The organism is Asticcacaulis sp. (assembly GCF_051954415.1).
Classification (GTDB): Bacteria; Pseudomonadota; Alphaproteobacteria; order Caulobacterales; family Caulobacteraceae; genus Asticcacaulis.
On record NZ_JBQCHT010000037.1, the window covers coordinates 14,329 to 27,570 of the forward strand.

The following is a 13,242-nucleotide window of genomic DNA, read 5'->3' on the forward strand; positions in this document are numbered from 1 at the left end:
GATTCTGCGCCATAGGGAAAGCATGAAACAGCTTATCATCATGCGCCACGGCAAGGCGGAAAAAGACGCCGAATCCGGTGAGGATTTCGACCGCACTCTGGCGGATCGCGGCCGGGCAGAGGCCAAAAGCGTCGCCGAAGCGTTGAAAGCCTATGGTCTGAAGCCTGATTTTGCCCTGGTCTCCAGCGCGGCGCGCACGCGGGGTACGTTTGAAGCCGTGAAGGCCGTGATGGGCGATATTCCGGCTGTGGTCTCGAAGGATTTCTATAATGCCGGTTCCGAGGCTCTGCGCCGTGCCATAGAGGCGCATGAGGATAATGGCCAGTGTGTGCTGGTTGTGGGGCATAATCCCGGTGTGCAGTATCTGGTGGCTGAGTATCTGTTTGAAGGCGCGGCAGGACCGGAGATCACCGACAAGGTGCGCGGCAACTATCCGACCGCGACGGCGGCGGTTTTTGAGATCGATGCCGCCGGACGGCCGATCTATGATGGACTGTATTTAGCCAAATGATTTATGGTCTTGCCACTCGCGCCCTGCATATTTTGCCGCCCGAAGATGCGCACACCCTGACCATCCTGCTGCTCAAGGCCGGTCTGGGGCCGGTTTCGCGCCTCAATACGCCGCAACTGGCTGTCGATGTGCCTTTTGAGGGCGGCACCTTGCGCTTTCCCAACTGCATCGGCCTGGCGGCCGGTTTCGATAAAAATGCCGATGTGCCCCTGGCCATGGTGCGCGCCGGCTTCGGGTTTGCCGAATGCGGCACGGTGACGCCCCTGCCGCAGGAAGGCAATCCCAAACCGCGTCTGTTCCGCCTGAGTGAAGACCAGGCTGTGATCAACCGCATGGGTTTCAACAACAAGGGGCTGGACGTTTTCCTGCGCCATCTGGAGCATATCAATGCCCACAGGAAGGGCGCGGTGATCGGCCTCAATATCGGCGCCAACAAGGACGCCACCGACCGGATGGCCGATTACGTCACCGGGCTCAAGCGCCTATGGGGTCAAGGTAGTTATTTCACCGCCAATATCTCCTCGCCCAATACGCCGGGTTTGCGCGCGCTGCAGGGCAAATCTTACCTTGATGACCTGCTGGGCCAGATGGCGGAAACCCGTGCGGCACTGGTGAAGGTCTCCGGCAGCAACTGCCCGATCTTCCTCAAGATCGCGCCGGACCTGACCGAGGCGGAAATTATAGATACCGTCACCTCAACGCTGGATCACAAACTCGATGGCCTGATTGTGTCCAATACTACCCTGTCGCGTGACGGACTGGTTTCCGCGCAGGCGGCGGAAGCGGGTGGCCTTTCCGGCGCGCCCTTGTTTGAGGTATCGACGCGGGCGCTTAAGGTGGCGCGGGCGGCCTCCGGCGGCAAGCTGACCCTGATCGGTGCCGGCGGGGTATCGAGCGGCGCCCAAGCCTATGCCAAGATCAGGGCCGGCGCTTCGCTGGTCCAGCTCTATTCGGCCTTGGTTTACAGGGGGCCGCGCCTGGCTGATATCATTTGCCGCGATTTGGTGGCACGCCTGAAGGCTGACGGTTTCCGATCGGTCACAGAAGCCGTCGGGACAGAAGCTTAAGCTTCGACCTCGTTCGCCGTCAGCCGGGCCAGGGCGCAGACGAACAGGGCCCAGATCAGCGAATTCTGCGACAGGATAAAGCTTTCCGACATAATGAGGAAGCTGAACAGCAGCAGGATCAGCACCGAAAAAAAGCCATCCTTCACGCGGGCGAAGCGGAAGAGGGCGCAGAAGAAACCGATCGCCAACACCCCTCCGAACAGGATCACGCCGCCCCAGCCCAATTGGATCAGCAGGTCGAGCCAGCCATTATGCGCCGAGGGCACGTCCCAGTGGGTTTCGGCGCGCACCACCGAGGCAGGCACCGAGGTCGGCGTCCAAAACGCCTTGTAGCCATAACCCAGCCAGGGGTGCTTGTCGGACAGGCGCATCAGCGAGGCCCAGATTTCGGTGCGTCCGGTAAGGGTCGGATCCTTGCCAAGCATTTTGAAGATCATATCCGGCGCGATGTAGAACAGCGCGCCGCCAATCAGGGCCGCCGTCGCCGCCAGCCAGGTAAAAACGATGCTGCGTACGCCGCCGCGCTGCAGGGCGGTGAGCACGGGGAAGGCCCCGGCGCTGGCCATACAGGCCAGAAGTGACGTTTTCGAGCGCGACAGAACGACCAGAAGAAAGATCATCACCGCCAGTCCGATCCATACTCTCCGGCGTTCCGGCGCGATATAGGCGGAGGCGCAGGAAGCGATGAAGCCCAGAACCATCATGGCCGCCATCTGGTTTTTTTCGTACCACAAGCCCTTCCAGGCGCCGGCATTGATGTCGTCGTGGATGCCGAGGTGCGGCACAAAGAGGCAGACAAAATAGCTGCCGGCCGCCAGCACTGCGAAGCTGAAGGCGATGATTTGCACCAGGTCAGCGCCTGCATAGCGGGCGGCAAGGTAGAGCCCGAACAGGGAGGTTACGGCCACGGCTATAGTGCGCCGAGTGGTTATATCCGGCGCGATCGACCAGTAGCTAGAGGCAAAGCACAGGCCCACCAGCAGACCAGTCATGAACAGGGCCGGCAGGATGCGCATCAGGCGGGTCGCGCGAAAGCCGATCAGGAGGAGGGTCACCACATAGACCGGCAGCCACATCACGCGCAGGATGGCGGAATCGCTCTCCGCCGCCGCAGCATCAAGCGTTTGCGGTGCGAACAGCGGGCCGATCAGGGCATTGGAGAACATCAGGAGGCAGAAGACGGTCAGCGCGACTTCGGTGTATATAATCCATTGCGCCGGGCCAGCGGCGCCGTCTGTCCGCATTCTGGGGCGGGCGTCCTTCAGGCTGGAAGACGAAGCGGGCATAAGACCTTGTGGCGATCAGGGAACCTGACCGCCACTTCTAGCCGATAAGTCTCAATATATGGTCAAGGGCGGAGAATATGTACCAGGGCTTCAGTCTTTTCTGAAGCCCTGGCAGGGGCGACCGCCCGCCGCGCACGTTTGCGCGAAAGCCTGCGCGGCCTGAGCGCAAAAAATGGATTTTGATGCGTCAGCAATCAAAACGGGGAGTATTTTTCCATCAGGGCCTGGGCGGCGGGCGGCTTCTGCATGTTGGTGATGTCGCCGCGGCCGCCATAGGAGATGCGCGCCTCGGCCAGTTGCGTGTGCTTGATGGTGTTGGTCGAGGAAATATCTTCGGGGCGGGCGATGCCGGAAACGGTCAGTTCACGCACTTCGCGGTTGGTGAGGACTTCCTGCGTGCCCTGGATGATCAGGTTGCCATTGGGCAGAACGCCGGTGACGGTGGCGGCGATGGTGAGGGAAATTTTTTCTGAGCGCTTGACCGAACCGGCGCCGACCGAACTGGAATCACTCGAATTGCCCAGGGCTTTGGCCGGGTTATAAGCGCCGGGCAGGATCTTGCCGAGCGAGGATTCCAGCCCGAAGAACGACGGTGTGGCGGCGTTGAAACCGTTGGTGCGTGAGCGGTCGGTGGCGTTGCTGGTCTGGGCGCTGTCATTGATATCAACCTGGACGGTCACGATATCGCCGAGCGCGCGGGCGCGCTGGTCATTGAAGAAGGTGCGGGCGCCGACGCGCCACAGCGAATTGCTGGAGGCCGGCGTGTTATTGGCCTGAGGATAGGCAATGGCCTGTTCGGAAGGCACCAGGGCGGACGGATAGGCCATCGGCGTCAGGTTCGGGCCGTTGACGGCGTCGCGGACGGAGCCGCAGCCACTGAGGACGACAAGACCGGCGAGCAGGGCGGGGGCGGCAAGGAGGAGCTTGGACATATGAAGACCTTCGATACTTAACGCGAAGACAGGAATGTTTGATTACGGATCTGGGCAGCGGCCTGGCCGGAAACGGCGCGGCCGGGACCGATGATGACGGCGTCGATCATCTTTTTCGATGAGGGGTTCTGCACCTGGATGACATCACCGATGGCGCCATCCTTTTGCGCCGGGCCGGAGAGGGTGAGGCTGAGGCCGTTCTGCGTCCAGGTGACGGCGACCATTTCAGAACGTTTTACAGCAATTGGCCCGCTGACCGAGGGCTGGCCCCAGTTCGCCGGGCTCTGCGGGCCGGTGATGGTGGCCAGTTGCGGGGCATTGCCAGATACGGTTCCGGAGCCAGTTTCCGGACCGGCGGCCACGATGATGCGGCGCAGGCCGCGGGCATTATCCCAGTAAACGCCGTTGCGCGCCGCGATCGACTGCACGATGGCGGCATCCAGCACGGCCGTTGAGCCCTGGCGGTAGCCGAGCAGGACGTCCGAGGCCTGGCCGGCATTGTCGAATACGTCGCCGAGCGTGATGCGACCGTCGCCATCGGTGACGCTGGATTTCAGGATCAGCGGATTCGGCGAGGTCTGGGCATTTGCCAGGGCGGGAACTGCCAGCAAAATCACGGAAAGGGCGGCTAGAATTCTCATTTACTTACGCCCTCGCCAGTTGACTGGTGGTTTGCAGCATTTCATCGGCCGTGGTGATGACCTTGGAGTTCATCTCATAGGCGCGCTGGGCCACGATCAGGGCGGTGATTTCCGAGACGGCGTCGACGTTCGACGATTCCGTATAGCCTTGAAGCAGGGTGCCGTAGCCGGTATCGCCCGGCGTTGAAATGTTGGGCGCGCCCGAAGCACCGCTTTCGAGGAACAGATTGTCGCCCTGGGCATCGAGGCCGGCGGGATTGGCGAAGGTCGCCAGTTGCAGTTGGCCGACGACGGTAGGGGCCGTTACACCGGCTGTGGTGACGGACACCTCGCCGGCCTTGGAGATGCTGACACCTGTCGTGCCCTGAGGTATGGTGATGCTGGGCTGAACGAGATAGCCGTCCGTGGTAACAAGGCGGCCCTGATCGTCGAGCGAGAAATTACCGGCACGCGTATAGGCGGTTTCGCCGGAAGGCAGTTCGATCTGGAAATAGCCCTTGCCCTGGATCATGACGTCATAATCATTTCCCGTCTGGGTGGCGCTGCCATCTTGCATGATACGGTAAACACTGCCGGTTTTTACACCGGAACCGACCTGAATGCCGGTAGGGACAACTGTGCCGGCATCGGAAGACTGCGCGCCCATCCGCTCGACGTTTTGGTAGAGCAGATCCTGGAACTCGGCCCGCTGCTTCTTGAAGCCGATCGTGTTCATGTTGGCGATGTTGTTGGAGATGACTTCAACATTCATCTGCTGGGCGGACATGCCCGTTGTCGCGGTTCTTAAGGCGCGCATATGACTATGCTCCCAAATTCAAATTGATAGCGACTTCCGGATCGTGATGCGATCCGGCAAGCGCGATTGCGCGCCCGAGCCGTTGCGAGGCTAAGCCTGCGTGGTGTTTGAACGCAAAGGATGAAGTGATGGCGATGGCTGTCATTGTCATCACGCAACTCTGCCCAGGCGCTCTACGGCGCTGCGGTTCAGTTGGCTGTTCTGGTCGACGATGTTGGCGAGGGTTGTGTAGGCGCGGTTGATGCGCACCAGGTTGGTGATCTCGGTCATCGGATTGACGTTGGAGGATTCGAGGAAGCCCTGGCGGACCTGGGCGTCGGTGGCGGTGATCGGCGTCTGGTTGCTGGTCAGGGTGTAGGTGCCGTCGCCCTGCTTGGAGAGATCGCTCATATTGGCGATACGGACCACATTGAGCTTGCCGACGCGTTCGGCCTGGCCCTGGTAACTCTGGGTGATGATGCCGTCGGCCGAGATGCTGGGCTCGCCCTTCTTTGGGTCGAGCGTGATCGGGCCGCCATCGCCCTGGACGACATAGCCCTGGGCGGTGACGAGCGTGCCTTCGCCATTGAGTGTAAAGGCGCCGTCGCGGGTATAAGCGGTCTGGCCGTTCTTGCCGGTGACGGTGAAGAAGGTGCCTTCGCCATTCAGCGCCAGATCGAGCGGGGCGCCGGTCTGGTTCATCGTGCCCTGGGTGAAGTTGCGCCCGACGCCGTTATCATAGGCAAAATTGGCCGGTGTACGGATGGGGGCGTTGACGGCCGGAGCGCCCGGCTCGGCATTGACCAGCAATTCCTCGAACTTGTAGCCCGTGGTGTTCATGTTGGCGAGGTTATTAGCGCTGATATCCAGCTCCCGTTGCAGGGTGATCTGGCGCGACAAGGCGACGTAGTTGGCATTATCCATGTCAGCGGCTCCCGATTAAAGGTTCAAATTCAGGGTCTTACCGGAAAACGTCGCCGATCCTCAGATGCGCCGTTAACCATGTTTTTGTAAGATGCAAGCGCCGTGCCACGAATGGTTAATTTTGCCAAAGCCTTGTTTTAAAAGGAAGTTGACGGTTTGCGCCGAATCCCGACACATGGAAGGGCGGCAAAAAGTGCCGTGCGGGGCGCGGATAACAAGCAATCGTTAACCATGTTTGGCGATAGTGATCTTAACACTTGAAGGCGGGTGCTTAAGGTTTGTTTAAGAGTTGGGCCTAGACTTCGGCTTTCAGCTTTGTCGCGTATTATCGATGGGTGGGCAGTTTGGCCAAGAAAGAGAAGAAGCCTAAGGACGCGGAGGCCCCGCCGGTAGACGGTGGTGAAGGCGGCGAAGGCGAGGCCGCGCCCAAGAAGAAGTTCCCCCTGCTGATCGTCATTATCGCCGCGGCCGTGCTGCTGCTGGGCGGTGGCGGAGCTGCGGCCTGGTTTCTTTTTCTGGCGCCCAAGCCGCCGGCGGATGCCGCGAAGGCGGGCGAGCATGGCAAGGATGAAAAGGCCGGCCATGGCGAGAAAAAGGACGCCAAAAAGGACAAGAAGAAGGAAGGCGGCGAACACGGCGGCGGGGCGGATGCCAAGCTCGATCCGGCCACACAGCCCGTGCCCTCGGAAGGGCCGAACGGTACGACCTATCTTTCCCTGCCGAACATGGTGGCCAATATCCAGTCGCCGGACGGCCGCGCCAGCTATCTCAAGCTCAAGCTGACCCTGGAATGTCCGGACGACGAAACAGTGGACGCCCTGACCGAGAACATGCCGCGCATCAATGACGTGATGCAGGGCTTCCTGCGCGAACTGCGTCCGGAAGACCTCAGCGGTTCGCAGGGCAATTACCAGTTGCGCCTGGAAATCCTGCGCCGGATCAACCTGGTTCTGGCGCCCCACAAGATCAATGCCGTTCTTATTGAAGAAATGTTGATTACCTAATGGCGGAAGAAGTCGATCAGGAAGCCATGATGGCGGCTTGGGAGGCGGAACTCGCCGCCGAAGCCGAAGCCGCCTCCGGCGGATCAGGGGGCGGCGGTGGCGGCGATGGTGACGCCGGCGGTGACCTTGCGGCCGAGTGGGAGGCCATGGTTGGCGGCGGCGGCATGGGGGAGCGCTTCAATGTGCCCTCCGGCGCCGAACGCATTCTCAACCAGGACGAAATCGACAGCCTGCTCGGCTTCGATCTATCGGAAGACGACTACAATGAACGCTCGGGCATCCGGGCGATCATCAATTCGGCCATGGTGTCTTACGAGCGCCTGCCGATGCTCGAAATCGTCTTCGACCGGCTGGTGCGCCTGATGACGACGAGTTTGCGGAACTTCACCTCCGACAACGTTGAAGTGTCGCTCGATAATATTTCCTCGATCCGGTTCGGGGACTATCTGAACTCGATTCCCCTGCCGGCGATCCTGGCGGTCTTCCGCGCCGAGGAACTGGACAATTACGGCCTGCTGACGGTCGATTCCAACCTGATCTATTCGATCGTTGACGTGCTTCTGGGCGGGCGTCGCGGCACGGCGGCGCTGCGGATCGAAGGCCGGCCCTATACCACCATCGAGCGCGTGCTGGTGCAGCGGATGGTCGAGGTGATCCTGAACGACGCCAAGGCCGCTTTCGAGCCGCTGACGCCGGTTAATTTCAACCTCGATCGCCTGGAAACCAATCCGCGCTTTGCCGCCATCGCCCGCCCGGCCAATGCGGCGATCCTGGTCAAGCTGCGCATCGACATGGAAGACCGCGGCGGACGCGTCGAACTTCTGCTGCCCTATGCCACGCTGGAACCGATCCGCAAGATGCTGCTCCAGCAGTTCATGGGCGAGAAATTCGGCCGCGACAATATCTGGGAAAGCCACCTGGCGACCGAAATCTGGACCACCCAGATGGAGGTCCGCGCCGTGCTCGATGAGCAGCAGATGCCGCTGTCCAAGGTGCTTAACCTGGAGGTGGGCGAAACCCTCATCCTCAACGCCAATGCGGAATCGCCGGTGCAGATCAAATGTGGCGCCATCCCGCTGACCACGGGCCGGATGGGCCGCAAGGGCCATTCGATTGCTGTGCGGGTCGATTCTCCGCTCGCCTCGGCGGCCAAGCGCCGGCTGATGCAGGTGAAGAAATAGGGTGCCGCAATGAGCCTGACGAACATTATCATGGATGTGATCCTGATGGCGCTGCTGGTGGCGGCGCTGGTGTTCGGTATGCGTCTCGACAAGCGCCTGAAAGCGTTGCGCGCCGCCCATGAGGGCTTCGCCAAGGCCGTGCATGATCTCGATGACGCGGCCATCCGGGCTCATGCCTCTCTGAAGGAACTGCGCGGCAATGCCGACGAATCGCAGGATCTTTTGCATGGTCGTATTCTGGCGGCGCGCGATGTGCTGCAAAAGCTCGACATGCAGGTGGCGCGCGCCGAACGGGTTCAGGCCGAACTGGACAAGGGGCTGGTCCATTACGAAGCGATCCGCAGCCAGCCCGTGACCCGTCCGGCCGCGAACGAGGTCATTCGCCCGGCGCACCATGAGGCCGAAGCGGTAGCGCGGCCGCGTGATCGCTCGGCCTTCATGAATGAGGTCCGGCCAGATCGGACGCCCTATGTCCGCACCGGTCGCAGCCTGCTGCCTGATATCGAACCGGAAGACGAGAGTGAGATCATCGACAAGGTCCAGATGTCCGAACTGGTGGTCGCCAATCTCAACGAAATGATCCGCACGCTTAACCTGCCTGCCCGGCAGCTCGCTGCCGTTGAAGACGACCTGTTCGCCAAGGACGCGAGCAGAGACGCGGCCAGGGACTTCTCCAAGTACGCGGCAGATGACAAGACGACGACCGTGGAAGCGCCGAAAGGCCGTCCGCGTCAGTTCCATATCAAGAGATAGTATTTATTAGATGGCCTTACCCCGTTTCCTGCCGCTTATCGCCGTCGCCGCCGGTGGTGTGCTTGCCCTCAAGGCGATCACCAGCCTGGAAGTGATGCCGGATGTATTTCATGCGGCTTCGGCCTTTGCCGCCGATGGCAAAAAGGCGGAAAAACCAGTAGCGAAGACAACGGCGCCGAAAGCGAGCGGCAAGGGCGAGGTCGATCGTGCCGATGACCCGACTCAGAGCTACGGTGTCGATCCGGCCCTGATGGCGGCCGATGCGGCCTCGCAGGGCAAGGATGCGGCGGCGACCGCGCCGATGACGCCGATCTGCGCCACATCTGTAAACGATCTGGCCAAGCAGGCGGGCATTTCGCCCAATGAACTGAATATCCTGCAAAGCCTTGGCCAGCGCCGGGCCCAGCTTGACCAGCGCGAGCAACAGCTTAATTCGCGGGCCCAGTTGATCGAGGCCGCCGATTCCAAGCTCGATGCCCGCATCACGCAACTGGCCGACCTGAAGACCCAAATCCAGGGCCTGCTCGACCAGGCGACCAAGGTGCAGGATGACGACACGACGCGCCTGGTTGCCGTCTACTCGGCCATGAAGCCCAAGGATGCGGCCGCCGCCATGACGATCATGAGCGACGATGTCCGCCTGCCGATCGCCTCGAAAATGAAGGACCGCGCCCTGGCGGCTATTCTCGGCGCCATGTCGGCCGATGCCGCAAAAGATCTCACGGAAAAGCTGGCGAAGCGGATGCAGCGCGCCGACGGCCTGCAGCAGCAGCTCAACAAGACGGCCGCTGGCGGACCGGCGGCGCCGGGGCCAGCAGGCGCCAAGCCGGCAACGCCCCCGAAGAAGGGCTGATAATACCTGCCATGAATGGGGAAGGGGACCGAGCCATTCTTCATGGCGTGGTGGTGGGGGCTTGATTTGCCTCATGACTGAAGAGAGCAGAATTTCTGCACGATCAGCCTTATAGACCCCTACCACCCTTCGCCTTTGGCTCGCGGTCCCATGGCTTGCGAAAGCTATACTTTCGCTGACGCCAAACTCCGCAGGCGGGAAGCTACAGGACAGGTAGTCTAAGGCGGGCCGCGAAACGGTGGGCGTGGCAGTGGTGACGATTGCGTCGCTAAGCGTTTTTTCAAGGCCAGTTCGGCGCGCGCTTGCGCGATACAGTCGGTGTAATCGACATAGCTGACTTTGGGCGCAGACGGCGTGAGAGGTTCAGGCACGATAGCCATCTGCGGCGCCGGTGTTGTAAGCTGAGCCTCCTGAGTGACCGTCTTTGTGACGTTCTGGGCCGCCTCCCACCATTGGCCCAGATCGCGGCGGCGCTCATTGCTCCATTTCAGCGTACTGGCCAGGGACACCTGCGCCTTGATCGCGGCTTCTTCATGGGCAGCGCGCTCGGCTTCGGCCTTGCGCGGCTCCGGTTTCTGGCGTTCGGCACGGTCACAGCGGCTATAAAGGCATTCGATGACGGCGGCTGTCCGCACGGCCTTCTCGACGCCCGGCATATCTTCGGGATCATCCATGGCGGTGACCTTAAGCAGCATCCGGTCGGCAAAGGCGCGCAGAAGCGCATGCCGCTCTTCCGGGGTCAGTTTTTCCTGTGCTGTGCGGTCATCGAGGGACATCCGCATAGGATGCACCGGGAAAAGGACAGGGGGATAGATTCGGTGAATGTGCGGGTATTTAAAGAGGGCAGGAATTACGCAATTGATATCCTGTGACCGTAATTCCGCTTAGAAATGGGCGACTTTTCCTTTGCGTGATTAGCAATCGAATATTAGTAACAAAAATCGCCCGTGCAAATTTCCCACTGCCTCCCCTCTTGATCGGGGCCTTTGATACGGCCAAAAGTTGGCATACAGCTTGAAACAAACTTGTAGCCGCAGATAAGAAACGAAGGCTGTTCCGCATAGCTTTTTAGGGCTTTGTATCGCGTTGAAGTGGTCGCTTCATTAAGCTCCATACCGGTGAGGAAGTTGGCATCGACTTCATACCATTTGGAGGCGCCTTCTGAGGTTTCATATCTAACCTTTACAGTCTCGGTCAGGCGAGCATGAGCGGTTGCAGGTGATAACGCAATTACTGCTACGATTATTGCACGTATTAGATGGCCCATTCTTATCCCCTTGGCTGGAAATAAAAATATCATGCGGAAGTCAAGTTTCTAAAGTCTAAAATTTAGAATTACAGTGGAGTTACGTTGACAGGATATCAATTGCGCCAGTCTTTTTAGAGATAGCCAGATGCCCCACCACCCCGCCGCAAAGGCGGCGCGGTCCCCCTCCCCACCATAGGTGGGGAGGTATAAAAGGAGGGTGTCACTGATACCACTCACAGTTCCTGCTGTGGTCAAAAAGTAGTCACGCCTGCCAGGACGGGTTGGCTAAGTCGGTAGTCAGGCACGATGTTTCCAGGCGCGCGGATTTCGACTGGAGTGAAAGCAGGAGATCACAAAAACCGCAGTTCCCTTTTCGCGGAAGAAAATCGCATAGGGAAAGATATGCAGGCGTGCCCGGCGCACATCGCGCAAGACGCATGGAAACTGGTCGGGAGCAGCGGCAATCCGTTCCAGTTGTGGATCTAATTCATCAATAAACCGATCGCCGAGGCCGGGACTTTCGCTGTCGTACCACGCTCTGGCTTCGGTGATTTCCAGTTCGGCGGCGGCAAATATCCGAATGTCACGCATCAGGATTTGTGCGCAACTCGTTTGGTTTTGACCTGTTCCCAGGTCATTGCCCGATCGGCTTCGGCATCGAAGTTTTCAAGGCGCCGTTCAAGTTCCAGGCGCTGTGCCGGTGGCAGGGGAAGTTCGGTATCGTCAAGGCTGTTCCACAGGTCACCAATAAGCGTCAGCCGCTCAGCGGGGGTCATACGCTTTATGTCATCGGGCGACAGGGTGGTCATAGACAGATTGTATCTTAAAAACCGTCATGAACAAGGGCGGATTTAGATCGGCATCCGCATGATTTCCTGGTAGGCGTTGATCACCTGGTCGCGGATGGCGATGACGGTTTGCAAGGATGTTTCGGCACTCGAAACAGCGGTGACGGCGTCGATCAGTTCCGCCTTGCCCTGCGATTGCTGGACCATCATGTTTTCGGCGCCCTGGGTCGTCTTCATCGTGTGCTCCAGCGCGCCCTGGAGCATTTTGCCGAAATCGGGCGCCGAGGTGGCGCCGGCTTCGTTGCTGCTTTCTTTCGCAGCGTTTTGCGCCTGTTTGACGGCGGCGCCATAGGCGCGGGCAGCGGATAAGGGGTCCATGGTCTACGCCTTATTTTTCAAGAATATCGAGGGTTTTCTGGGTCATTGCGCGCGCCGTCTCGATGACGTTCAGATTGGCTTCGTAAGACCGCTGGGCCTCGCGCATATCCATGGTCTCGATCAGCGGATCGACATTGGGCTTCTTGACGTAGCCGGTGGCATCCGCGGCCGGATGGGTCGGGTCGTATTCCTGCTGGAAGGCGCTCATATCCTGCACCACATTGGCCAGTTTGACGCCCGTGGCGCCATCGACCGGCGCCGAGGTGAAAACGGGTGTCTGGCGGCGATAGGGATCGGCGCCCGGTGTGCGGCCGGTCGAATCGGAGTTGGCGATGTTTTCGGCGATGACGCGCATCCGCGCCTGCTGCGCCTTGAGCGCTGAGGCAGCGACCGCCATGGTCTGGCTGGATTGGGTCGGCTTGTCGTTATTGATCATCACCTATCTCCTTATTTACCAGGCGCCTTGGCGGCCATGCGCAGCATGGACATCGATTTTTCATAGAAGGACACCGCCGCCTGGAACTGCATCCGGCTCTCGGCCATTTTGAGCATCTGTTCTTCCAGCACGACGCTGTTGCCGTCCATGGTGGTTTCCGAATCGAGCGAGGTGATTTCCCTGGCGCGCGTGGCGCCGCCGTCGGGTGAGGGCAGGTGCATGGCATTGGTCATGGTCATGCCGAGGCCATTGGCGGCGTCATCCTGTCCGGCCATCAGCTTGCCGAAGTCCTGGCCCATCAGGTCATGCGGCTTGAAACCGGGGGTCGAGGCGTTGGCGACGTTCTGGGCCACGACCTTCTGGCGGTCATTCAGCCAGCTCATGCGCGATTGCAGCGCGTTGAGGAAGCCTATGCCCTGATTAGCCATGTTTGTCGTCATGCTCGGCCTTTCCGAAATCCCGCG

The 13,242-nt window shown here is 60.2% G+C and carries 18 protein-coding genes; 6 read left to right on the forward strand and 12 right to left on the reverse strand.

Translation table 11 applies throughout. The annotated features are described in order from the left end of the window. The first annotated feature begins 22 nt into the window (after positions 1-22). Together ACTHND_RS14330 and ACTHND_RS14335 are read left to right on the forward strand one after the other, a co-directional pair. Positions 23-511: a SixA phosphatase family protein gene (locus tag ACTHND_RS14330; RefSeq protein ID WP_440178631.1), complete on the forward strand. Its 489-nt coding sequence runs from the start codon at positions 23-25 to the stop codon at positions 509-511. After that, positions 508-1,578: a quinone-dependent dihydroorotate dehydrogenase gene (locus tag ACTHND_RS14335; protein ID WP_440178633.1), complete on the forward strand. Its 1,071-nt coding sequence runs from the start codon at positions 508-510 to the stop codon at positions 1,576-1,578. Before ACTHND_RS14330 ends, ACTHND_RS14335 begins: the two co-directional genes overlap by 4 nt. On the opposite strand, the gene ACTHND_RS14340 is transcribed toward ACTHND_RS14335, so the two are convergent. The 5 genes from ACTHND_RS14340 to flgF all read right to left on the reverse strand — a co-directional run bounded on the left by ACTHND_RS14340 (position 1,575) and on the right by flgF (position 6,136). Next, positions 1,575-2,864 (reverse strand): O-antigen ligase family protein, encoded by a 1,290-nt coding sequence (locus ACTHND_RS14340; protein WP_440178634.1) that lies wholly within the window; start codon positions 2,862-2,864, stop codon positions 1,575-1,577. The two genes, ACTHND_RS14335 and ACTHND_RS14340, sit on opposite strands and share 4 nt — an antisense overlap. Before the next feature lie 194 nt (positions 2,865-3,058). Beyond that, on the reverse strand, positions 3,059-3,796 hold the full coding sequence (flgH, locus tag ACTHND_RS14345) for a flagellar basal body L-ring protein FlgH (protein ID WP_440178635.1): 738 nt from the start codon (positions 3,794-3,796) through the stop codon (positions 3,059-3,061). Between the two features lie 17 nt (positions 3,797-3,813). After that, positions 3,814-4,437, reverse strand: a complete 624-nt coding sequence (locus ACTHND_RS14350; protein ID WP_440178636.1) for a flagella basal body P-ring formation protein FlgA — start codon at positions 4,435-4,437, stop codon at positions 3,814-3,816. A gap of 4 nt (positions 4,438-4,441) precedes the next feature. Continuing rightward, complete coding sequence (gene flgG, locus ACTHND_RS14355; protein WP_440178637.1) at positions 4,442-5,233, reverse strand: flagellar basal-body rod protein FlgG; 792 nt, start codon at positions 5,231-5,233, stop codon at positions 4,442-4,444. A 150-nt stretch (positions 5,234-5,383) separates the two neighbouring features. Beyond that, positions 5,384-6,136 carry a flagellar basal-body rod protein FlgF gene (gene flgF, locus ACTHND_RS14360; RefSeq protein WP_440178638.1) on the reverse strand — a complete coding sequence of 251 codons (753 nt, stop codon included), beginning with the start codon at positions 6,134-6,136 and terminating at the stop codon, positions 5,384-5,386. Between the two features lie 344 nt (positions 6,137-6,480). On the opposite strand from flgF, the gene ACTHND_RS14365 reads away from it, so the two are divergent. The 4 genes from ACTHND_RS14365 to ACTHND_RS14380 all read left to right on the forward strand — a co-directional run bounded on the left by ACTHND_RS14365 (position 6,481) and on the right by ACTHND_RS14380 (position 9,927). Next, positions 6,481-7,140 carry a flagellar basal body-associated FliL family protein gene (locus ACTHND_RS14365; RefSeq protein ID WP_440178639.1) on the forward strand — a complete coding sequence of 220 codons (660 nt, stop codon included), beginning with the start codon at positions 6,481-6,483 and terminating at the stop codon, positions 7,138-7,140. A gap of 146 nt (positions 7,141-7,286) precedes the next feature. Then, positions 7,287-8,321, forward strand: a complete 1,035-nt coding sequence (fliM, locus tag ACTHND_RS14370; protein ID WP_415500080.1) for a flagellar motor switch protein FliM — start codon at positions 7,287-7,289, stop codon at positions 8,319-8,321. Positions 8,322-8,330: 9 nt separating this feature from the next. Beyond that, a complete protein-coding gene (locus ACTHND_RS14375) occupies positions 8,331-9,074 on the forward strand; it encodes a DUF6468 domain-containing protein (protein WP_440178640.1) in 744 nt (247 codons plus the stop codon). A 10-nt stretch (positions 9,075-9,084) separates the two neighbouring features. Then, on the forward strand, positions 9,085-9,927 hold the full coding sequence (locus ACTHND_RS14380) for a MotE family protein (RefSeq protein ID WP_440178642.1): 843 nt from the start codon (positions 9,085-9,087) through the stop codon (positions 9,925-9,927). Positions 9,928-10,145: 218 nt separating this feature from the next. Here ACTHND_RS14380 and ACTHND_RS14385 read toward each other — a convergent pair whose 3' ends face one another. The 7 genes from ACTHND_RS14385 to flgB form a co-directional block, all read right to left on the reverse strand. Then, positions 10,146-10,709 carry a hypothetical protein gene (locus ACTHND_RS14385; protein ID WP_440178643.1) on the reverse strand — a complete coding sequence of 188 codons (564 nt, stop codon included), beginning with the start codon at positions 10,707-10,709 and terminating at the stop codon, positions 10,146-10,148. Between the two features lie 146 nt (positions 10,710-10,855). Next, positions 10,856-11,194: a hypothetical protein gene (locus tag ACTHND_RS14390; RefSeq protein ID WP_440178644.1), complete on the reverse strand. Its 339-nt coding sequence runs from the start codon at positions 11,192-11,194 to the stop codon at positions 10,856-10,858. Positions 11,195-11,473: 279 nt separating this feature from the next. Further along, positions 11,474-11,767, reverse strand: coding sequence for a type II toxin-antitoxin system RelE/ParE family toxin (locus ACTHND_RS14395; protein WP_440178645.1), 294 nt, complete (start codon positions 11,765-11,767; stop codon positions 11,474-11,476). Continuing rightward, positions 11,767-11,985 carry an addiction module protein gene (locus tag ACTHND_RS14400; protein ID WP_440178646.1) on the reverse strand — a complete coding sequence of 73 codons (219 nt, stop codon included), beginning with the start codon at positions 11,983-11,985 and terminating at the stop codon, positions 11,767-11,769. The genes ACTHND_RS14395 and ACTHND_RS14400 overlap by 1 nt, the downstream gene beginning before the upstream one ends. A 42-nt stretch (positions 11,986-12,027) precedes the next feature. Then, a complete protein-coding gene (fliE, locus tag ACTHND_RS14405; protein WP_440178647.1) occupies positions 12,028-12,342 on the reverse strand; it encodes a flagellar hook-basal body complex protein FliE in 315 nt (104 codons plus the stop codon). Between the two features lie 10 nt (positions 12,343-12,352). After that, complete coding sequence (flgC, locus tag ACTHND_RS14410) at positions 12,353-12,778, reverse strand: flagellar basal body rod protein FlgC (protein ID WP_440178648.1); 426 nt, start codon at positions 12,776-12,778, stop codon at positions 12,353-12,355. A gap of 11 nt (positions 12,779-12,789) precedes the next feature. After that, positions 12,790-13,218 carry a flagellar basal body rod protein FlgB gene (flgB, locus tag ACTHND_RS14415; RefSeq protein ID WP_440178649.1) on the reverse strand — a complete coding sequence of 143 codons (429 nt, stop codon included), beginning with the start codon at positions 13,216-13,218 and terminating at the stop codon, positions 12,790-12,792. Positions 13,219-13,242 lie beyond the last annotated feature (24 nt).